General features: G+C 44.3%; 20 protein-coding genes. 17 read left to right on the top strand and 3 right to left on the bottom strand.

Annotation, left to right across the window (positions count from 1 at the left end; genetic code table 11):
• Positions 1-51 precede the first annotated feature (51 nt).
• A complete protein-coding gene (locus ACFQ2J_RS06385) occupies positions 52-186 on the bottom strand; it encodes a YqzM family protein (protein ID WP_386057613.1) in 135 nt (44 codons plus the stop codon).
• Positions 187-552: 366 nt separating this feature from the next.
• On the opposite strand from ACFQ2J_RS06385, the gene holA reads away from it, so the two are divergent.
• Positions 553-1599, top strand: a complete 1047-nt coding sequence (gene holA / locus ACFQ2J_RS06380) for a DNA polymerase III subunit delta (protein WP_386057611.1) — start codon at positions 553-555, stop codon at positions 1597-1599.
• Between the two features lie 114 nt (positions 1600-1713).
• Here the strand turns inward: holA and rpsT are convergent, their stop codons facing one another.
• The gene (gene rpsT / locus ACFQ2J_RS06375; protein ID WP_386057609.1) at positions 1714-1974 is read right to left on the bottom strand and encodes a 30S ribosomal protein S20; all 261 of its coding nucleotides are present in this window, start codon (positions 1972-1974) and stop codon (positions 1714-1716) included.
• A gap of 161 nt (positions 1975-2135) precedes the next feature.
• Here rpsT and gpr point away from each other — a divergent pair, with 161 nt between their 5' ends.
• The 13 genes from gpr to deoC all read left to right on the top strand — a co-directional run bounded on the left by gpr (position 2136) and on the right by deoC (position 17150).
• Positions 2136-3233 carry a GPR endopeptidase gene (gene gpr, locus ACFQ2J_RS06370; protein ID WP_386057607.1) on the top strand — a complete coding sequence of 366 codons (1098 nt, stop codon included), beginning with the start codon at positions 2136-2138 and terminating at the stop codon, positions 3231-3233.
• A gap of 96 nt (positions 3234-3329) precedes the next feature.
• Positions 3330-4493, top strand: a complete 1164-nt coding sequence (gene spoIIP, locus ACFQ2J_RS06365; RefSeq protein WP_386057605.1) for a stage II sporulation protein P — start codon at positions 3330-3332, stop codon at positions 4491-4493.
• A gap of 24 nt (positions 4494-4517) precedes the next feature.
• Positions 4518-4862, top strand: coding sequence for a DUF3679 domain-containing protein (locus ACFQ2J_RS06360; RefSeq protein WP_386057603.1), 345 nt, complete (start codon positions 4518-4520; stop codon positions 4860-4862).
• Positions 4863-4989: 127 nt separating this feature from the next.
• Positions 4990-6810 (top strand): translation elongation factor 4, encoded by a 1821-nt coding sequence (lepA, locus tag ACFQ2J_RS06355; protein ID WP_386057601.1) that lies wholly within the window; start codon positions 4990-4992, stop codon positions 6808-6810.
• Between the two features lie 103 nt (positions 6811-6913).
• Positions 6914-8056: a radical SAM family heme chaperone HemW gene (hemW, locus tag ACFQ2J_RS06350; RefSeq protein ID WP_386057599.1), complete on the top strand. Its 1143-nt coding sequence runs from the start codon at positions 6914-6916 to the stop codon at positions 8054-8056.
• 106 nt (positions 8057-8162) lie between these two features.
• Positions 8163-9194 carry a heat-inducible transcriptional repressor HrcA gene (gene hrcA / locus ACFQ2J_RS06345; protein WP_386057597.1) on the top strand — a complete coding sequence of 344 codons (1032 nt, stop codon included), beginning with the start codon at positions 8163-8165 and terminating at the stop codon, positions 9192-9194.
• 144 nt (positions 9195-9338) lie between these two features.
• A complete protein-coding gene (gene grpE / locus ACFQ2J_RS06340) occupies positions 9339-9881 on the top strand; it encodes a nucleotide exchange factor GrpE (protein ID WP_386057596.1) in 543 nt (180 codons plus the stop codon).
• A 61-nt stretch (positions 9882-9942) separates the two neighbouring features.
• Positions 9943-11775, top strand: a complete 1833-nt coding sequence (gene dnaK / locus ACFQ2J_RS06335; protein ID WP_386057594.1) for a molecular chaperone DnaK — start codon at positions 9943-9945, stop codon at positions 11773-11775.
• Positions 11776-11921: 146 nt separating this feature from the next.
• On the top strand, positions 11922-13046 hold the full coding sequence (gene dnaJ / locus ACFQ2J_RS06330; RefSeq protein ID WP_386057592.1) for a molecular chaperone DnaJ: 1125 nt from the start codon (positions 11922-11924) through the stop codon (positions 13044-13046).
• A 159-nt stretch (positions 13047-13205) separates the two neighbouring features.
• The gene (gene prmA, locus ACFQ2J_RS06325; protein ID WP_386057591.1) at positions 13206-14144 is read left to right on the top strand and encodes a 50S ribosomal protein L11 methyltransferase; all 939 of its coding nucleotides are present in this window, start codon (positions 13206-13208) and stop codon (positions 14142-14144) included.
• Between the two features lie 15 nt (positions 14145-14159).
• Entirely contained in the window at positions 14160-14915 is a 756-nt protein-coding gene (locus ACFQ2J_RS06320; protein ID WP_386057589.1) for a 16S rRNA (uracil(1498)-N(3))-methyltransferase, read from the top strand.
• Positions 14916-14920: 5 nt separating this feature from the next.
• Positions 14921-16273, top strand: a complete 1353-nt coding sequence (mtaB, locus tag ACFQ2J_RS06315; protein ID WP_386057587.1) for a tRNA (N(6)-L-threonylcarbamoyladenosine(37)-C(2))-methylthiotransferase MtaB — start codon at positions 14921-14923, stop codon at positions 16271-16273.
• A 205-nt stretch (positions 16274-16478) separates the two neighbouring features.
• A complete protein-coding gene (gene deoC, locus ACFQ2J_RS06310; RefSeq protein ID WP_386057586.1) occupies positions 16479-17150 on the top strand; it encodes a deoxyribose-phosphate aldolase in 672 nt (223 codons plus the stop codon).
• Positions 17151-17197: 47 nt separating this feature from the next.
• On the opposite strand, the gene ACFQ2J_RS06305 is transcribed toward deoC, so the two are convergent.
• A complete protein-coding gene (locus ACFQ2J_RS06305) occupies positions 17198-18121 on the bottom strand; it encodes a Na/Pi symporter (RefSeq protein ID WP_386057584.1) in 924 nt (307 codons plus the stop codon).
• Between the two features lie 42 nt (positions 18122-18163).
• On the opposite strand from ACFQ2J_RS06305, the gene ACFQ2J_RS06300 reads away from it, so the two are divergent.
• From ACFQ2J_RS06300 to ACFQ2J_RS06290, 3 genes are all read left to right on the top strand, one after another.
• Positions 18164-18730, top strand: a complete 567-nt coding sequence (locus ACFQ2J_RS06300; RefSeq protein WP_386057582.1) for a flavin reductase family protein — start codon at positions 18164-18166, stop codon at positions 18728-18730.
• Positions 18731-18836: 106 nt separating this feature from the next.
• Positions 18837-19010 (top strand): 30S ribosomal protein S21, encoded by a 174-nt coding sequence (gene rpsU / locus ACFQ2J_RS06295; protein WP_386057581.1) that lies wholly within the window; start codon positions 18837-18839, stop codon positions 19008-19010.
• 19 nt (positions 19011-19029) lie between these two features.
• The gene (locus ACFQ2J_RS06290; RefSeq protein ID WP_386057579.1) at positions 19030-19476 is read left to right on the top strand and encodes a GatB/YqeY domain-containing protein; all 447 of its coding nucleotides are present in this window, start codon (positions 19030-19032) and stop codon (positions 19474-19476) included.
• Positions 19477-19598 lie beyond the last annotated feature (122 nt).

Here is a 19598-nt window from a genome sequence, read left to right as displayed (position 1 = left end):
GGTCCAACAAAAAAAGACTGCTTCCTGAAAGCAGCCTTTCCTTCATATGGATTACATTCCAAATACACTGATTGCTACACCGATACCGAAAATGATGAAAAAGAACAAGAAAGAAAATACAAACCCTAACCCAGAGTCGATTACATCATTATTTTTAGATTGGATTTCTTTTTTGAATTCGTTCACATTAACCCCTCCTATATCACTAATTAGTATAAGCGATACAGAAATAAAAATCCAGATACATTGAAAACTGTCCCGATATTTCTTATTCCCTTCACCTATTCCCTTGATTAGCAAGAGTTGTCATAGATAGTACGGCGTCATTTGGGTCATTCTAAAATCAAAGGTCAATATCGTCGTTTCACCAATTTCCGGGATTGCTGAAACGGCGTTTATATAGATCCTTCAGGCACCTCAGCCTCTCGGTTGAAGAATCGATTTTGACAAGGCTTGCTTACAAGCATAAAATGTTACCATTGAGTATATTTTATGCAAGTGGAATGAGGTGCCTGTTACTTTTTTGACAGGACGAGTTTAGAGGTGGGACAAATGAGTTATTTGGAAATCCTGAAAAAAATCAATAAGAAGCAGTTCTCCCCTGTATATCTATTATATGGAACAGAATCCTATATGATTCAGGATATAAAACAAAAAATATTGGACAAATCGTTGCCGGAAGAAGATCAGGACGTGAATGTTTCTACATATGATTTGGAAGAGACGCCGATTGAGAATGTTGTGACAGATGCAGAGACCTATCCGTTCTTCGGGGAAAAAAAGATCATCATTGCTGAAAAACCTGTATTTATGAAAGCGAAGCCGGACAAGCTTCCTTTTGAACATGAAGTGGAGGCGTTACAGCGCTATTTGGAAGATCCCGTGGATTATTCCACACTTGTGATTGTTGCTCCATATGAAAAGCTTGATGAACGTAAGAAGTTGTTCAAACAGTTCAAAAAGCACGGAGAAGTCGTTTCATGCATGCCAGTGAAGGAATGGAACATGGCCGAGTGGATCAATTCGATTGCATCGGATTTACATATCGAAATTCCTAAATCGTTGCATGATTTCATCATTGAAGAGGTAGGTACAAACCTGCTTGTCCTCAAAAGTGAGCTTGAGAAGCTGGCGTTGAACGTAAGAGAAGACCGCTTAGTGACGAAAGAGATGGCCGAGGAACTTTTATCACACAGCTCAGAATCATCAGGTTTGAAGCTTGTAGATGCCGTAATGGAAAGGGATGTAACTAAAGCGATCCGGATTTTCCGAGGATTGATGCAAACGAATGAAGAACCGATTGCACTGACAGCACTGCTCGCTTCCCAGTTCCGAATCATTTTGCAGGCAAAAATCCTGAAAAAGAAAGGCTATGCACAAAATCAGATGCAGCAATATATCAAGGCACATCCTTATGTCATCAAGATGGCGATGAAGCGTGAACAGCATTTCACACAGGATGAACTGGAAATGATCATGCATCTGTTGACAGAAACCGACCATGAAATCAAACAGGGGAAAGCAGAAAAGGAACTTGCATTCGAACTGCTTCTCTATCGTATGATCAACATAAAAAAGAAAACGAAACAAATCAGTTAATCAAAAAAGACAGGCGGTTCAGCCAATAGTGCTGAACCGCCTGTCTTTTTTTCGTGAAAATGAAAAACGACCCTGGTGAGAGCCGCTTGTTGGTCATAAATAATGGTTCGGCTCTTATAGTCCGTTCACCATTTTTGTTAGGCGAGATTTTTTACGGTTACCGTTGTTAGTGTGGATCGCTCCACGTTGTACGGCCTTGTCGATTTTCTTAACAGCAACTGGTAGAGCGCTTTTCGCGTTCTCTGCATCTTTGCTTTCAACAAGTTTTTCTACACGCTTAACAGCAGTACGCATGTCAGATTTGAAGGCTTGGTTCAAAGCACGAGCATCGTTGTTTGTTTTAACGCGTTTGATCGCAGATTTAATATTTGGCATGGTTTCACCTCCCAGGTAAAATCATCAGACTCATTCATAATCGAACAAGAGACATTTTACCAAAGAGACACCGAGTTTTCAATAACTTTATCGATGCAGTGCCAGAAAACGTATAAAATATTTTCGCAAGTATCAAGCTAGTTAAAAAAGAGGTGACGCCCATGAGCGAAAATGATCTTAACTATACGATCCGTACAGACCTGGCGATCGAAGCCAGAAATGCTTACGTCGAAGAGAATGAAGAGACACAGCAGAGCCCTTCTGGTGTTGAAGTAGAAGAGAAATCTGTAGAAGATATCAACATCACTTATGTCACGATCGATCCTTCTGCAGAAGAGAAGCTCGGGAAGAAAGCGGGGAACTATACCACGCTTGAATCAAAAGCGATCCGTCATCAGGATACAGAGATGCAGAAACGGCTTGCTGTCGTACTTGGTGAAGAATTGGCACGGCTCCAGCAGCTGAATAACATTCAACCGGACCAAACCTGCCTTGTCGTTGGACTTGGCAACCATAATGTCACTCCGGATGCTCTTGGTCCATTGGCGATGGAAAAAATCATGGTTACGACCCACTTATTCAAGTTGCATCCTGAAACCGTTGCAGAAGGGTATCGGCCAGTATCAGCGATCACCCCAGGTGTCATGGGTGTGACGGGCGTGGAGACAAGCGATATCATCATGGGAATCATCGAAAAGACGAAACCGGATTTTGTCATTGCGATCGACGCACTTGCATCACGCTCCATCGACAGGATCAACGCAACGATTCAGCTTTCCGATTCAGGTATCCATCCTGGGTCAGGTGTAGGTAATAAACGGAGAGAATTGAGCAAAGATACCCTCGGCATCCCTGTCATAGCCATTGGGGTTCCGACAGTCGTAGATGCAGTGACGATCACGAATGATACGATCGACTACCTGTTGAAACATATGGGCAGAGAATGGAAGGAAAAGGATGACCCGTCCAAATCACTCACCCCTGCAAGCATGACGTTCGGCGATCGTACGCTGAGCGAAGAAGATATGCCGGGGCTTGATCAGAGACAAGCGATTTTAGGGATGGTCGGTTCGCTTGAAAGCCATGAAAAGCGCAAATTGATTGAAGAGGTTCTATCACCGATCGGACATAATCTGATGGTGACTCCGAAAGAAGTAGACGGATTCATTAAGGATATGGCCCATGTACTTGCAGCTGGAATCAATGCAGCACTCCACGAGCGCGTAAAAGGGGACGAATCACAATCTTTCACAAGATGATGATTTGATAGAAGCTTAGTAGAAGAGTGGTTCTATTTTTTCATGCCTCTCATAGACTCTATTATACGAGATGTTTATGAAAGGCTGGAATGTAGGATGCTCAAAAAGAAGCTCCCTTTACAGAGCGGCTGGTTCAAAAAAATATATAAACATGTAGGTGCGGGAATTGCGCTGATGCTTGTGCTTTTGTTGGTCATCGGCGCATTGACCAGTGTCAAACCGACTTATCGGCTTTATTCTGACACGATGCAAAAGTGGACGAGTCAGATCAAAGGTGCTTCTTTCCTTTATTTATTCAGTCTGGAACACCGTGCCTTCAAAGAGGCATATCCATCTGACCTGGAACCACCGGATCTGTCCACGTTGTCCTTTCAACTGGCGACTTCATTGACTCCGAATGATCCACGCAGCCTGCTTGGGAGGGAAATTCCCGGGTTATCAAGGTATCATGCAGAAATCATCATTGCTGGTGAAGGGACAAATTACACAAACCTGCCGATAGAGTCACAAGCACCGATTGACGTTGTGTTGGAGGATAGGGAAGCTGTAGATACTGGTGAGGAAGAACAGGTGGATGAGCCGAAAGAATCGGATGGTCCTACGACCGGTGGAAAAGACGTCGTGTTCATCTATCACTCCCATAATAGAGAATCGTTCTTGCCAAATCTGCCGGAAGGAACAGAGCCGAATGAGGCATATCATCGTGAAGTGAATATCACCAAAGTGGGTGATCGACTCGGCAAAGCTCTGGAAGCGCATGGAATCGGAACCCATGTGGACCATACCGACATCACTACAATATTGCAAAACAAAGGATGGGAGTTCTGGAAATCTTATGATGCCAGTCGGACCGTTGTAACCGAAGCGATGGCTTCGAATAATGATTTGCAATTCATATTCGACCTACACCGGGACAGCATGGGCAAGGATGTCACCACTACAGAAATTGATGGCAAAACTTATGCTAAAACCATCTTTGTCGTAGGAGAAGAACACCCTAATTACGAAAAGAACCTCAAGCTGGTTACAGAGCTTCATCAATTGCTCGAAGAAAAATATCCAGGACTGAGCCGAGGGGTAATCAGAAAAAAAGGCAGCAATGTCGATGGTAAGTATAATCAGGATCTTTCTCAAAATGCCGTCTTGCTAGAATTTGGTGGGGTAGACAACTCGTTCGAAGAGCTTTACAGAAGTGCTGACGCTTTCGCTGAAGTGTTCAGTGAGTATTACTGGGATGCGGAGAAAGTTTCTACGGAATAAAAAATTCATTCTGGAGGTGGTAGGATGATTCGCTACATCGCTTTTATCCTGTTCATGATGGTGCTGTTTCTTGGAGGAGCATTGTTCGGAATCAATCAGGCAAGTGAAGGTGTCATCCAGACGCGAGGCTATACGAGCGACAGCCTCCAGGATGCACTGGAGATCAAACAGCAGGATTCAGATGCCTATGAAGTGACGGTCATGGGAGTGCCTTTGGAACAGGAAGGGCTCGAGGAAAAGATGACACAGTACAAAGACCAGGCAACCCATTCCAGCGTCAAAGTGGCTCAGGTGTTGGAAAAAGGAGTGAATACGGTCTATAACGTCGTAATCGATTCGATGGCAGCACTTGTGGAACCGTTATTTTAGAAGTGAACGGCAACCAAAGGGATGGTCGGAAGCGGCTGTCCCTTTTGAAATTCATTGAATAATCATCGTGCTATTGCTATAATCTATCCTAGTTATTGTTGGTTAAAATAGTAGGAGTGGATTGAATTTGACTAGTAACAACAGACAACAACGTGTGCGTAACTTCTCGATCATCGCTCACATCGACCACGGCAAATCGACGCTTGCCGATAGGATTTTGGAGAAGACGAAGGCGTTGACACAACGTGAAATGAAAGAACAGTTCCTTGATGCGATGGATTTGGAAAGAGAACGTGGAATCACCATCAAGTTGAATGCTGTCCAATTGAATTATGCTGCAAATGATGGAGAAGATTATATCTTCCATTTGATTGATACACCGGGACACGTCGATTTTACATACGAAGTATCCCGAAGCCTCGCTGCCTGTGAAGGTGCGATCCTCGTAGTGGACGCTGCACAGGGAATCGAAGCGCAGACACTGGCGAACGTCTATCTTGCATTGGAAAACGACCTGGAAATCATTCCTGTCATCAATAAGATTGACTTGCCGAGTGCCGATCCTGAGCGCGTGAAGCAGGAAATCGAAGATGTCATCGGCATCGATGCATCCGATGCCATCCTTGCGAGTGCTAAAGCAGGTAAGGGGATCGATGAAATCCTTGAACGTATCGTAAAGGATGTTCCACCGCCGACTGGTGAAGTCAAAGATCCATTGAAAGCGCTGATTTTCGACTCACTTTATGATCCTTATCGAGGTGTCGTTGCCTATACATGTATTAAAGAAGGCTCCGTCAAAGTCGGAGATAAAATCAAAATGATGGCTACCGGTAAGGAATTCGAAGTTAACGAGGTCGGAGTGTTCCGTCCGAAACCGGAGAAACTGAAGGAATTGACCGTCGGCGACGTTGGTTACCTGACAGCTTCCATCAAAAACGTCGGAGACAGCCGTGTCGGTGATACGATCACGCTTGCCAATAATCCGGCAGCTGAGCCGTTACCGGGTTATAAACGCATGAATCCAATGGTGTTTTGTGGAATGTACCCCGTCGACGCAGCTAATTATAATGACCTGAGAGAGGCGCTGGAACGGTTGGAGCTGAATGACTCTTCCCTGCAGTATGAAGCGGAGACATCCCAGGCATTAGGCTTCGGTTTCCGTTGTGGGTTCCTCGGAATGCTACACATGGAAATCATCCAGGAGCGGATTGAACGTGAATTCGGCATCGACTTGATTACGACTGCGCCAAGTGTAATCTATCAGGTCGCTCTCACGGATGGGTCCGAAGAGCGCGTCGACAACCCATCCATGATGCCAGACAGTCAAAAAGTCCAGGAAGTCCGCGAACCATTCGTCAAAGCGACGGTCATGGTGCCGAATGATTTTGTCGGTCCTGTAATGGAAATCTGTCAGAAGAAACGCGGAGACTTCATTGATATGCAATACTTGGACGAAAACCGTGTCAATGTCGTCTATGACATTCCATTATCGGAGATCGTCTATGATTTCTTCGATCAGTTGAAATCACAGACAAAGGGATATGCTTCTTTCGATTATGAATTGATCGGTTATAAAGCATCCAACCTGGTGAAAATGGACATTCTGCTTAACGGAGATACGATCGATGCGCTATCGTTCATCGTTCACCGTGATTTCGCTTATGAACGTGGGAAACAAATCGTTGAAAAGCTGAAGGCCCTTATCCCTAGACAGCAGTTCGAAGTGCCTGTCCAGGCAGCAATCGGAAACAAGATTGTTGCAAGGTCCACGATCAAAGCCATGCGTAAGAACGTCCTTTCCAAATGTTATGGAGGAGACATCTCACGTAAGCGTAAACTTCTTGAAAAACAGAAAGAAGGTAAGAAGCGCATGAAGATGGTCGGCTCTGTCGAGGTGCCTCAGGAAGCGTTCATGTCTGTACTTGAAATGAATGACGACGATAAATAATAGGATGAAACCGCAGGAGAATTTCTCTTGCGGTTTTCGTCAGTTAAGGGAATCATTATAGAACAACTGGAGCACCGGCTGTTCTCAAGAAAGGTTAGATCGTATGTATATACCTTCCGCATATATTCACATCCCATTTTGTCAGCAGATTTGTCATTACTGTGATTTTACGAAGTTTTTCTACCATGAAGGGATGGCAGATGACTATTTGAATGCCTTGGAAAAGGAAATGGATGCCTATATTCCAGATGAGAAGGCTACCCCAAAAACAATTTTCGTAGGTGGGGGTACTCCTACAGCTTTGAACGCCCAGCAGTTGGAGAAGCTGCTGCGGATCATCGATTCGAAGTTTCACATATCCACGGAAATGGAATACACATTCGAGGCGAACCCTGGAGACCTCGATGAAGATAAAGTGAAACTGTTACACGATTTCGGCGTAAACCGCATTTCTCTAGGAGTACAAGTATTCGATGATGAGATGCTCGAACAAATCGGTCGTGTGCACAAAGTCAAAGATGTCTATACCAATGTTGACAGGCTGCTTTCCATTGGTCTGACGAACATCAGCCTGGACTTGATTTATGCTTTGCCGAATCAGACATTGGAACAGTTTGAACAGACAGTGGATGAGGCGCTGAAGTTCGACTTGCCTCATTATTCCTCCTATTCATTGCAAATCGAACCGAAAACCGTCTTTTATCAGCGTTATAAGAAAGGGAAACTTTCAAAGCCGCCTGAAGACACAGAAGCTGCAATGTACGAACTGCTGCAGCAGAAGATGGAAGACCATGGCCTTGTCCAATATGAAATCAGTAATTTTGCCAAACCGGGGTATGAGAGCAAGCATAACCTCACTTATTGGAATAATGAATTCTATTATGGTTTCGGTGCAGGGGCACATGGGTATCTACCTGGGAAACGGATCATCAACCTTCGCCCGCTTCCTGCCTATGTAAAGCAAGCAGAAAAGGATGGCCTGCCAATCTTGAATGAAGAGCCGATCGGAAAGAAGGAACAGATGGAAGAAGAGATGTTTCTTGGGTTGAGGAAAGCTGAGGGAGTATCATTGGCGCGCTTCCATGACAAATACGGAGTGCAGATGGACGAAGTATTCAGCGATGCGATTCCGCAACTGAAGGAGCGTGGCCTGATCGAAGTGGATCACTCTCATATCCGTTTGACCGAAAAAGGGCGCCTTCTAGGGAATGAAGTCTTTCAGGAATTCATTCTGGAAGAAAACTGATTCGAATAATTTCAAGTTCAAACACGTTGACATTTAAATGGTCATTTGGTAATTTATTATTAGATTTAGCACTCGACAGACATGAGTGCTAACAGAGGTGATCATCATGTTGACAGATAGACAACTATTGGTTCTGCAAGTGATAATTGATGAGTTCATCCAGACAGCACTTCCTGTAGGTTCGAGGTCCATTTCAAAAAAGGACGAGGTGACATTCAGTTCAGCTACGATCCGGAATGAAATGGCCGACCTTGAAGAAATGGGATACATCGAAAAGACCCATTCTTCATCAGGGAGAGTACCTTCTGAAAAAGGGTACAGGTTCTATGTGGATCATTTATTGACACCGACACGTCTCTCTGGCTCTGAGGTACATTCCATCCAGCATGCATTTAAGGATCAGATGCTTGAATTCGAACGTGTCGTGCAGAAGTCTGCAGGGATTTTGTCTGAGTTGACGAACTATACGTCGATCATCCTCGGTCCAGAAGTGTTCGAAACGAAGCTGAAACAGCTTCAGATCGTACCTTTGACCAACCAGACTGCAGTGGCGATCCTGGTCACGAACACAGGGCATGTCGAACATCGTTCTTTCAATATACCAGTTGAAATCGATGCGTCGGATCTTGAGAAAATGGTGAACATCCTGAATGATCGACTATATGGAGTGCCGTTGGTCCAATTGCATGAGAAGCTGTATCGGGAAGTCGGAGATCTGATCAAATCCCATACAGAGAACTATGATCATGCATTCAAGTATCTTCACGCTGCCCTGCTTGAAGAACAGCCGACAAAATTATACATTGGCGGAAAGACCAATATTTTGATGCAGCCAGAATTCAAAGACCTGGATAAGGTCCGGTCACTCTACTCGATGATCGAAAAAGAATCTGAAATTGCACACTTGCTCCGCAGCGATCATCCTGGCATCCAAGTGAAAATCGGTCATGAAAATGAAGCGGATGCCATGCACAATTGCAGTTTGATTACTGCTACCTACACACTAGGTGATGAGCAGATCGGTACGATTGCTCTATTAGGACCGACGCGTATGGAATACAATCGCGTCATCCAGCTGATCGATGTACTGTCAGGTCAAATGACGGAAACATTCCGATCATGGTATCAAAATGAATGAATGCGGAAATAGATGGGAGTGGGTGGGAGAATCATTGCCCATCGCTTCTTTATGTTCAGTATCATCGCTTGGTGTTATTGTTTTGCTAACGCATTCAGTCATGTTATAGTCATTAACGGTGAACAGAACTTAGGAGGTGTCGACATGGCAGAGGAAAGACACGAACAGGAATTGGTGGATGAAGAAAATGACTCCGCAGCGGAAGAAACAACTGAAAATGATGCTGCAGTTGAAGATACTTCCGAAATGGATCGACTGAAACAGGAGAAAGATGAAATTCAGAACCGTCTCTTAAGGCTACAGGCGGATTACGATAACTTCCGACGCAGAACGGTGAAAGACAGGGAAGCGGACAGGAAATACCGCTCACAGGACTTAGTGACAGAGCTGGTACCTGTGCTGGATAACTTCGATCGGGCATTGAAGATCGAAGTATCGGATGATTCGTCCAAAGGATTCGTAGATGGAATCAAAATGGTCTACCAGCAATTGAAAGCAGCCCTGGAAAAGGAAGGCGTAGAGGAAATCCCTGCAGAGGGAGAACAATTCGACCCTAACTTCCACCAGGCGGTCATGCAGGTAGAAGATGAGAATTATGAATCGAATGTAGTGATCGAAGAGCTTCAAAAAGGTTATAAACTTAAAGATCGGGTCATTCGCCCATCAATGGTAAAAGTCAATCAGTAAATCACTGATCATGTAAATAGACTTATGCATAAATGGAACATCTTTTAAGGAGGAAATGACAATGGGTAAAATTATCGGTATCGACTTAGGAACGACAAACTCTTGTGTAGCAGTAATGGAAGGCGGCGAGTCCAAAGTAATTCCTAACCCTGAAGGGAATCGCACGACACCGTCCGTCGTAGCATTCAAAAATGGTGAACGCCAGGTTGGGGAAGTTGCGAAGCGTCAGGCAATTACGAACCCGAACACGATCCAGTCCATCAAACGTCATATGGGCACGGACTATAAGGTGGAAGTCGAAGGTAAAGAACACACACCTCAGGAGATTTCCGCAATCATCCTTCAGTACATCAAGAGTTATGCAGAAGATTACCTTGGTGACACAGTAGATAAAGCGGTCATCACTGTTCCTGCATATTTCAATGACGCTGAGCGTCAGGCTACGAAAGACGCTGGTAAGATCGCAGGACTTGAAGTAGAGCGTATCATCAACGAGCCAACTGCAGCTGCACTTGCATATGGTATCGATAAAGAAGATGAAGATCAGACAATCCTTGTTTACGACCTTGGTGGCGGTACATTCGACGTATCCATCCTTGATATTGGTGACGGTACGTTCGAAGTAGTTTCTACAGCAGGTGACAACCGCCTTGGTGGGGATGACTTCGACCAAGTCATCATCGACCACATGGTTTCTGAATTCAAAAAAGAAAACGGAATCGATCTTTCCAAAGATAAAATGGCACTTCAGCGCTTGAAGGATGCTGCTGAAAAAGCTAAGAAAGACCTTTCCGGTGTTTCTCAGACACAAATCTCACTACCATTCATCACTGCAGGAGAAGCAGGACCGCTTCACTTGGAAATGAACTTGACTCGTGCGAAATTCGAGGAACTTTCTTCTGACTTGGTAGAGCGTTCCATGAAGCCGACTCGTCAGGCATTAAAGGACGCTGGTCTTTCTGCAAGCGAGATTGATAAAGTCATCCTTGTAGGTGGATCCACTCGTATTCCAGCAGTACAGGAAGCGATCAAGAAAGAAATCGGTAAAGATCCTTCCAAAGGTGTCAACCCGGACGAAGTAGTTGCACTTGGTGCAGCAATCCAGGGTGGAGTGCTTCAAGGTGATGTCAAAGACGTCGTCCTTCTTGATGTAACACCACTTTCCCTAGGAATCGAAACAATGGGTGGCGTATTCACGAAGCTGATCGAACGTAATACTACGATTCCAACAAGCCATTCCCAGGTGTTCTCTACTGCTGCAGATAACCAGACAGCAGTTGATATCCACGTCCTGCAAGGGGAACGTGAAATGGCTCAATACAACAAGACGCTTGGCCGTTTCCAATTGACGGACATCCCACCAGCACCGCGTGGTGTACCTCAAATCGAAGTTTCTTTCGATATTGATGCGAATGGTATCGTAAACGTACGTGCGAAGGATATGGGTACGAACAAAGAGCAGTCCATTACGATCAAGTCTTCTTCCGGTCTTTCTGATGAAGAAGTAGATCAAATGGTAAAAGAAGCAGAAGAAAATGCTGAAGAAGATAAAAAGCGCCGTGAAGAAGTAGAACTTCGTAACGAAGCGGATCAAATGATCTTCACTACTGAGAAGACATTGAAGGATCTTGGAGAGCAGGTTTCAGAAGAAGAGAAACAAAAAGCTGAAGCTGCCAAGGATGAATTGAAAGAGGTCCTAGAAGGTGAAGACCTTGACAAGATCAAAGAAAAGAAAGAAGCATTAGAAGAAATCGTACAGCAGCTATCTGTTAAATTGTATGAGCAGGCACAGCAGCAAGCGCAAGCTCAGCAGGGTGCAGAAGGCGATCAAGGATCTGACGATGATGTTGTAGATGCTGATTATGAAGAAGTGAACGAAGACGAGAAAAAATAAAGGCTGAAGCAAAGCAGCCTATGTAAGTGGAAAAGTCAAAGTCAGGATATCCTTGGCTTTGACTTTTTCTACGTATGTTTGATTAACGAACCGTTTCAGTGTTATTATTAACTTTATGCAATAGTGCCCGGGAGAGTGATTGTCAAGTGAGTAAACGAGACTATTATGAGGTCCTCGGAGTATCGAAGGATGCATCCAAGGATGAAATAAAGAAAGCTTATCGTAAGCTGGCAAGAAAGTATCACCCAGATGTCAGTGAAGAAGAAAATGCTACCGATAAATTCAAAGAGGCGAAAGAAGCCTACGAGACACTAGGTGATGAACAGAAGCGCGCCCAGTATGACCAATTCGGCCATGCAGGACCACAAGGTCAAGGCTTTGGAGGTTTTGGTGGTGGAGAAGACTTCGGAGGGTTCGGAGACATCTTCGATATGTTCTTTGGTGGCGGTGGCCGCAGAAGAGATCCGAATGCACCACGTAAAGGCGCGGACCTACAGTACACGATGACGCTTGATTTTGAAGAAGCGATCTTTGGTAAAGAAACCGATATCCAGATTCCTAAAGAAGAAGAATGTGAAACTTGTGACGGTTCCGGAGCGAAGCCGGGAACATCACCAGAAACGTGCTCGCATTGTAATGGTCAGGGTCAGGTGAACCAGGAGCAGAACACACCGTTCGGCCGAGTAGTGAACCGCCGTGTCTGTCATCATTGTCAAGGAAGCGGTAAGATCGTTAAAGAAAAATGTGGCACATGTGGCGGAGATGGACGCGTAACGAAACGCAAGAAAATACATGTGAACATTCCTGCAGGTATTGATGAAGGACAGCAGATCCGTGTTCCAGGGCAAGGTGAAGCAGGTGCTAATGGAGGTCCTGCAGGTGACTTGTTCGTTGTCATCCGCGTGAAGCCACACGAATTTTTCGAGCGGGATGGAGATCATATCTTCTGCGAGCTTCCAGTCACTTTCGCTCAAGCAGCTTTAGGTGACGAATTGGAAGTACCTACTGTACACGGTAAAGTCAAATTGAAAGTACCATCCGGAACACAAACCGGTAAAACCTTCCGCCTGAAAGGGAAAGGTGCACCGAATGTACGCGGTTACGGTCAGGGAGATCAGCATGTACAGATCAGGGTTGTAACTCCTCAGAATCTGACAGATCGACAAATGGAATTGTTACGTGAGTTCAATGAAATCAGTGGTAACGATGCAACCGATGAACAGCATGGCAGCTTTTTTCAAAAAATGAAGCGGGCGTTCAAAGGGGATTGATGGAAAGAGGATGTCTCTTAAGGATGAACGGAGTGCCCTTAAGATGAAATGGAGACCCATCCATTTCATTGAATATGGGAGTCGCCTTTAGAGGCATCCTCTACATATGTTTTAAGCGTGGTCAGGGTCCTTAAAAAATAGTAAAGTGAGTTGATCCTAGTGAAGTGGTCAGAACTATGTATTCACACAACCAACGAAGCGATCGAACCGGTATCCAACATTCTGCATGAAGCAGGTGCGAGCGGCGTGGTCATCGAAGACCCGCAGGATATGGTTAAAGAGCGTGATTCTTTTTTCGGGGAAGTTTATGAACTCAATCCGGCTGATTATCCTGAAGATGGCGTGTACGTGAAAGCCTACCTGCCAGTGAACAGCTTTCTTGGAGAAACGGTAGATGAAATCAAACACTCTATCAATAATCTGGTCGTATATGATATCGACCTTGGTGAGAACAATATCACCATCAGCGAAGTCAATGAAGAAGAATGGGCGACTGCCTGGAAGAAGTATTATAAGCCGGTGAAAATCTCAGAGAAAATTACGATCATACCGACTTGGGAAGAGTATGAGCCTGTTTCCAGTGATGAACTGATCATCGAACTGGACCCGGGAATGGCGTTCGGGACGGGGACTCATCCGACGACGGTACTTAGCATCCAGGCAATTGAACAGTATCTGGAGAAAGGCGAAAGCGTGATTGATGTAGGTTCCGGATCAGGTGTGCTCAGCATTGCATCCGCGCTTTTAGGTGCAGAAACGGTTCATGCCTACGATTTGGATGACGTAGCAGTGAAGAGTACATCGATCAATTCCAAGCTGAACAATGTCCAGCATATCGTCCACTCAGAGCAGAATGATCTGTTGAAGGGCGTGGAGATGGAAGCGGATGTCATCGTCTCGAATATTCTTGCTGAAATCATCGTCCAATTTACAGACGATGCATACAGATTGCTGAAGCCGGGTGGGATGTTCATTACTTCAGGGATCATCCAAGGGAAGAAAGATGTTGTGAAAGAACGACTTCAGCAATCAGGCTTTGAAATCGTTGAAGTGAACCAGATGGAAGATTGGATCGCCATCATTGCAAAAAAAGCGTAGCAAAGCAGGTGCTTGATGATGCAAAGGTATTTTATCAGAGAAGAGGATTGGCAAGGGGATAAGGTCAGGGTTACAGGAGATGATGTCCATCACATCACCAGGGTGATGCGGATGAAAGAAGGAAATGAAATCATTTGTAATCACCCTAGTGGGAAGGCAGCCTCCTGTGTAATTGAATCAATCAGCCCTGATGTCGTTCAATGTGAAGTATCTGAGTGGTTGGAAGGGAACAGTGAGCTACCTGTAGAAGTGTCCATCGTCCAGGCTCTCGGAAAAGGCGATAAACTAGAAACCGTAGTCCAGAAGGGGACAGAAATGGGTGCTGCCTATTTTTACCCTTACCAAGCAGATCGTTCTGTTGTAAAATGGGATATGAAAAAATCCAGCAAAAAAGTCGAGCGGCTGAGAAAGATTGCTAAAGAAGCCAGTGAGCAGTCACATAGGAATGTAATCCCCGGCATCAGTGATGTCCAGTCGATGGAACAGATCCTTGAACATAGCAGCGATTATGATTTGAAAATTTTCGCATATGAAGATGAAGCCAGAACAGAGCAATTCCATTCATTATCTGATGCAATTGCCTCGCTCGATTCAGGTCAGAGGATGATTGTCTTCATTGGTCCTGAAGGCGGTTTTTCTGACAATGAAGTACAGAAATTGAACGACTCCGGCTTTATTTCGGTCCGGCTTGGACCTAGAATTCTACGCATGGAAACAGCGCCTCTTTATTTGCTAGCATGTGTTTCTTATCAATTTGAAGAGATGAGGTGAAGAAAATGCCTACAGTGGCATTTCATACATTAGGTTGTAAAGTGAATCATTATGAAACAGAAGCGATCTGGCAATTGTTCAAAGGACAAGGATATGAACGTGTGGATTTCGATCGTGAATCCGATGTTTACGTCATCAATACATGTACGGTGACGAATACAGGTGACAAGAAAAGTCGTCAGGTAATCCGTCGTGCCATCCGTAAAAATCCGGATGGTGTCGTATGTGTTACCGGATGTTACGCGCAGACTTCACCTGCCGAAATCATGAATATTCCTGGTGTGGACATTGTCGTCGGGACACAGGATCGTGTCAAAATGCTCGATTATATCGAACAGTACAAGCAAGAACGTCAGCCGATCAATGGTGTCACCAACATCATGAAAAATCGAGTCTATGAAGAGCTTGATGTACCAGCATTCACCGACCGTACTCGTGCATCACTGAAAATACAGGAAGGATGCAATAACTTCTGTACTTTCTGTATCATTCCTTGGGCGCGCGGTCTGATGCGTTCCCGTAATCCGGAGGATGTCATCAAGCAGGCACAGCAGCTCGTTGATGCCGGTTACAAAGAAATCGTACTGACCGGAATTCATACAGGTGGTTACGGTGAAGATATGAAAGACTATAATCTGGCGATGCTGCTTCGTGAATTGGATGCAAAGGTAAAAGGATTGAAACGCATCCGTATCTCATCCATTGAAGCCAGTCAGATTACAGATGAAGTGATTCAAGTACTGAATGATTCGGACAAGATTGTCCGCCATTTGCACGTACCATTGCAATCCGGTTCCAACACCGTGTTGAAGAGGATGCGCAGGAAGTACACCATGGAGTTCTATAAAGAGCGTGTCGACCGCCTCAAAGAAGCACTTCCTGGTCTTGCAATTACGTCAGACGTCATCGTAGGCTTCCCGGGGGAAACGGAAGAAGAGTTCATGGAAACCTATAACTTCATCAAAGAAGTCGGTTATTCTGAGCTTCATGTTTTCCCATTCTCGAAACGTACAGGTACGCCGGCTGCAAGAATGGAAGATCAGGTCGATGAAGAGATCAAGAATGAGCGTGTTCACCGTTTGATCGAACTGTCTGATCAGCAGGCGAAAGAATATGCGTCTATGTATGAAGACGAAGTGCTTGAAGTCATTCCTGAAGAGCAGTTCGAAGGTGAAGAAGGTGTGCTTGTTGGTTACACTGACAATTATATGAAAGTGAAGTTCCAAGGCACCGAAGAGATGATCGGTCAAATTGTCAAAGTCAAAATCACCAAAGCGGGATATCCATACAATGAAGGCCGATTCGTCCGCATCATGGATCAACCCAACTTGACAGAACAAGTCACTGCAATATCTTAAATGAAAGAAATACAGAGCTTGAAGAGAATTCCGATTCTTTTCGAGCTTTTTTCACGCGCGATAAATGTTCTCACATTTGTTTATGTAAAGTTGGTAATAATAACAAAATGCGGGTTGTCCATGATTCGGCTAGCATTTGAAAACGGTTCATGATAAGATGGTTAGAGGTACGGACAACTTATCGAAATTGAAGGAGAGAGAACATATGGACAAAAATTTAGCAAAAATGATTGATCATACACAATTGAAACCGGATACTCCGAAAGAAAAAATTGAACAAATCTGCAAGGAAGCAAAAGAGTACAGCTTCGCTTCCGTTTGTGTCAACCCTTTCTGGGTAACGTATAGTGCGGAGCAGTTGAAAGATACAGATGTTAAAGTATGTACAGTCATCGGCTTCCCGCTTGGAGCGAATACAAAAGAAGTAAAAGCCTATGAAACTAAGCAGGCAATTGAAAATGGTGCAACTGAAATTGACATGGTCATCAACGTTGGTGCACTTAAGTCCAAGGACTACGAAACAGTACAGGCAGATATTGAAGCTGTCGTTCGTGAAGCTGGAAATGATGCAATCGTGAAGGTCATCATTGAAACTTCTCTATTGGAAAAAGATGAAAAAGTGAAAGCATGTGAATTGTCAGTTAAAGCAGGTGCTCACTTCGTGAAAACATCCACAGGTTTCTCTGGTGGTGGAGCAACAGTGGAAGATATCCGCTTGATGCGCGCGACTGTAGGGCCTGAACTAGGCGTTAAGGCTTCAGGAGGCGTACGCGACTATGAAGGAGCGAAAGCAATGATCGATGCAGGTGCAACACGAATCGGCGCAAGCTCTGGAATGGCGATTGTCAAAGGTGAACAAGGACAATCGGATTATTAATAGTATGAAAAGACCGGGTCCAATGTGGATCCGGTCTTTTTTTGTTCTTATTCCTGAAGTTTTCGGGTCAAAAAAGATTCAAATAAATGAAGGAAAGGATAGAACAGGAGAATGGTGAGTGTGTTGAATAGTACAGAAAGGTGTGCCAATTGCTTGGCAGGATCATCAGCAAGCAGTCCACTGAATCGATCGATGAAAGCCAGTAGTGGAAGGGCGAGGATTACACCGATTACATTGTACCAAAGGTGGCTGGATGCGATGACACGTGCCTGTTTGTCCAACGTCAGCCCAGCAATACCTGCGGTGATGCATGTTCCGATATTGGAGCCGAGAAGGATAGCAAATGCCCCAGTCATGGATATCACATCTGCCTGAAGTAAGCTGATGGTGATTCCGAACATAGCCGAAGATGACTGAATGATGGCTGTACCGATGATTCCGAACAACAGGGCAGCTAAATTCGACTCATTCATTTGCAATAGCAGGGTTGCTGCCAGCGGCCATCTCATCACTTCTTCAATAAATCCACTGAAATTATCCAGGGCAAGAAAGATTGCGGATAAGCCGAATATGATCGTCCCGCTCGCAAATAACTTTCTTTTCTGCATCATAATAAGAACAGCACCTACAGCGAGTAATAAAGCGTAAGGTGGATCAAAGGAAATACTAAGGATTTCCCCGGTCAATGTCGTACCTAAATTCGCTCCGAGCATGATGCCGATTCCCTGGCGTATCGTCATGTATTTCGTCGTGATCAATCCCATCGCAATCACGATGACTACAGAACTGCTTTGTAATAAACAAGTTGCTGCAAATCCTGTTACAATAGCAAGTAGGGGTGTTCGTGAAAAGCGATGAAGTATGTCTTTGGATCGTTGATAAGACAACTGATATAAGCCGATTCTTAAACACTGCAAACCGAATAGAAACATTAATATGAGAACAACCATCTTAGATATCAATTCCATCATCAGCAACACCTCATAATACTATATGGACAAGGTTGTGAATTCATGTTGAAAAAAATGTCGAAAGTAAAAATGCATAGTTATCCCGGAATGGTAGCAGTTGTAGGAGTACGAGGCGAAGCTTCACCGAACTTCATGGCGGCAGGCTGGCATTCCTATTTATCCATCGATCCTCCCATGTATGGTGTAGCGGTAGGAAAAGAACGATACACCTATGAATTGCTTCAGCGTTCTGAACGGTATTCCATCAATTTTCTTCCTGCAGAACACGCTGCTTTCATCCAATATGCCGGAACTGTATCTGGAAGGGACAAAGATAAATGTGGAGAATTTGGACAAGCCTATTTCATCAGTGATAAGGGTAACCCGATTTTGGAAAATGCCTACCTCAGTTATGAATGCATACGGGGTACGATGATTCCTACAGGAGATCATGACTGGGTAGTCGGGGATATTGAAACATGCTATTACATAGAGGATAAGTTCGGTACGGATGGCCTGCCTGATTTTGAAAAGCTCCACATTCCGTTATATCTGGGAAGGTCTACATATGTGCCTTTGGAAGGCCATGTGAAAAAGATGGATATAAAAGATCCATTAAATTATAAATAATAAATTGACTCATATTAAGCCTTATAATATAATTGTCAAAGGCATGTATAGTAACTATATATGCATTGAAGAATCTGGTTTTATGCTTCGGAGGGAGGGAAATAGCATGTCAAATTCAACTCGCGTTCGTAAAAACGAGTCTCTTGAAGATGCTCTTCGTCGCTTCAAACGCAGCGTGTCCAAATCTGGTACGTTATCTGAATACCGTAAGCGTGAACATTACGAAAAGCCTAGTGTACGCCGTAAGAAGAAATCTGAGGCTGCTAGAAAGCGTCGTTAATTAAAGAGGTGCAGAGAGAATGTCATTACTGGAGCGTCTTAACCAGGATATGAAACAAGCGATGCGGAACAAAGACAAGGAAACCTTGACTCAGATCCGCCTTGTGAAAGCTTCTATTCAGAATGAAGCGATCAAGCTTGGGAAAGACCATTTATCAGAGGAAGAAGAACTTACTGTTTTGACCAGAGAGTTAAAACAAAGGAAAGATTCCCTCCACGAGTTCAAAGAAGCTGGACGCGAAGACCTTGTAGAAAAACTTGATCGTGAAATTGAGATTTTACAAGCATATATGCCGAAACAGCTTTCTGATGAAGAACTTGAACAGATCGTTCAAGAAACAATCACTGAAACTGGGGCTTCTTCCAAACAAGATATGGGAAAAGTCATGAGTGCCATCATGCCTAAAGTCAAAGGCAAGGCTGATGGATCCAAAGTGAATAAACTGGTTATGAAACATTTATCTTGAACCTGAAGGCCTCCGTTCGAACGGGAGGCCTTTTTCAATTCTCAAAAAATATTTTTTGGTTCCATGTTCATACAGCTGCTTTGAAAGTTTTTTACATAGAAAATGCCACACGTGTTAAAATT

It is taken from the genome of Thalassobacillus hwangdonensis (assembly GCF_042675915.1).
Taxonomy (GTDB): Bacteria; Bacillota; Bacilli; order Bacillales; family Halobacillaceae; genus Thalassobacillus_A; species Thalassobacillus_A hwangdonensis.
The sequence above is the reverse complement of the archived record's forward strand: the minus strand, read 5'-3'. Positions and strand labels throughout refer to the sequence as shown.

Excerpts from the sequence above, each read along its gene's own strand:
- ACFQ2J_RS06300 (WP_386057582.1), top strand. The coding sequence starts at position 18,164 with ATGTTGAAAAAAATGTCGAAAGTAAAAATGCATAGTTATCCCGGAATG.
- ACFQ2J_RS06290 (WP_386057579.1), top strand. The coding sequence starts at position 19,030 with ATGTCATTACTGGAGCGTCTTAACCAGGATATGAAACAAGCGATGCGG.
- rpsT (WP_386057609.1), bottom strand. The coding sequence starts at position 1,974 with ATGCCAAATATTAAATCTGCGATCAAACGCGTTAAAACAAACAACGAT.
- dnaK (WP_386057594.1), top strand. The coding sequence starts at position 9,943 with ATGGGTAAAATTATCGGTATCGACTTAGGAACGACAAACTCTTGTGTA.
- ACFQ2J_RS06305 (WP_386057584.1), bottom strand. The coding sequence starts at position 18,121 with ATGATGGAATTGATATCTAAGATGGTTGTTCTCATATTAATGTTTCTA.
- gpr (WP_386057607.1), top strand. The coding sequence starts at position 2,136 with ATGAGCGAAAATGATCTTAACTATACGATCCGTACAGACCTGGCGATC.
- mtaB (WP_386057587.1), top strand. The coding sequence starts at position 14,921 with ATGCCTACAGTGGCATTTCATACATTAGGTTGTAAAGTGAATCATTAT.
- rpsU (WP_386057581.1), top strand. The coding sequence starts at position 18,837 with ATGTCAAATTCAACTCGCGTTCGTAAAAACGAGTCTCTTGAAGATGCT.
- hemW (WP_386057599.1), top strand. The coding sequence starts at position 6,914 with ATGTATATACCTTCCGCATATATTCACATCCCATTTTGTCAGCAGATT.
- grpE (WP_386057596.1), top strand. The coding sequence starts at position 9,339 with ATGGCAGAGGAAAGACACGAACAGGAATTGGTGGATGAAGAAAATGAC.
- hrcA (WP_386057597.1), top strand. The coding sequence starts at position 8,163 with ATGTTGACAGATAGACAACTATTGGTTCTGCAAGTGATAATTGATGAG.
- holA (WP_386057611.1), top strand. The coding sequence starts at position 553 with ATGAGTTATTTGGAAATCCTGAAAAAAATCAATAAGAAGCAGTTCTCC.
- spoIIP (WP_386057605.1), top strand. The coding sequence starts at position 3,330 with ATGCTCAAAAAGAAGCTCCCTTTACAGAGCGGCTGGTTCAAAAAAATA.
- ACFQ2J_RS06360 (WP_386057603.1), top strand. The coding sequence starts at position 4,518 with ATGATTCGCTACATCGCTTTTATCCTGTTCATGATGGTGCTGTTTCTT.
- deoC (WP_386057586.1), top strand. The coding sequence starts at position 16,479 with ATGGACAAAAATTTAGCAAAAATGATTGATCATACACAATTGAAACCG.
- ACFQ2J_RS06320 (WP_386057589.1), top strand. The coding sequence starts at position 14,160 with ATGATGCAAAGGTATTTTATCAGAGAAGAGGATTGGCAAGGGGATAAG.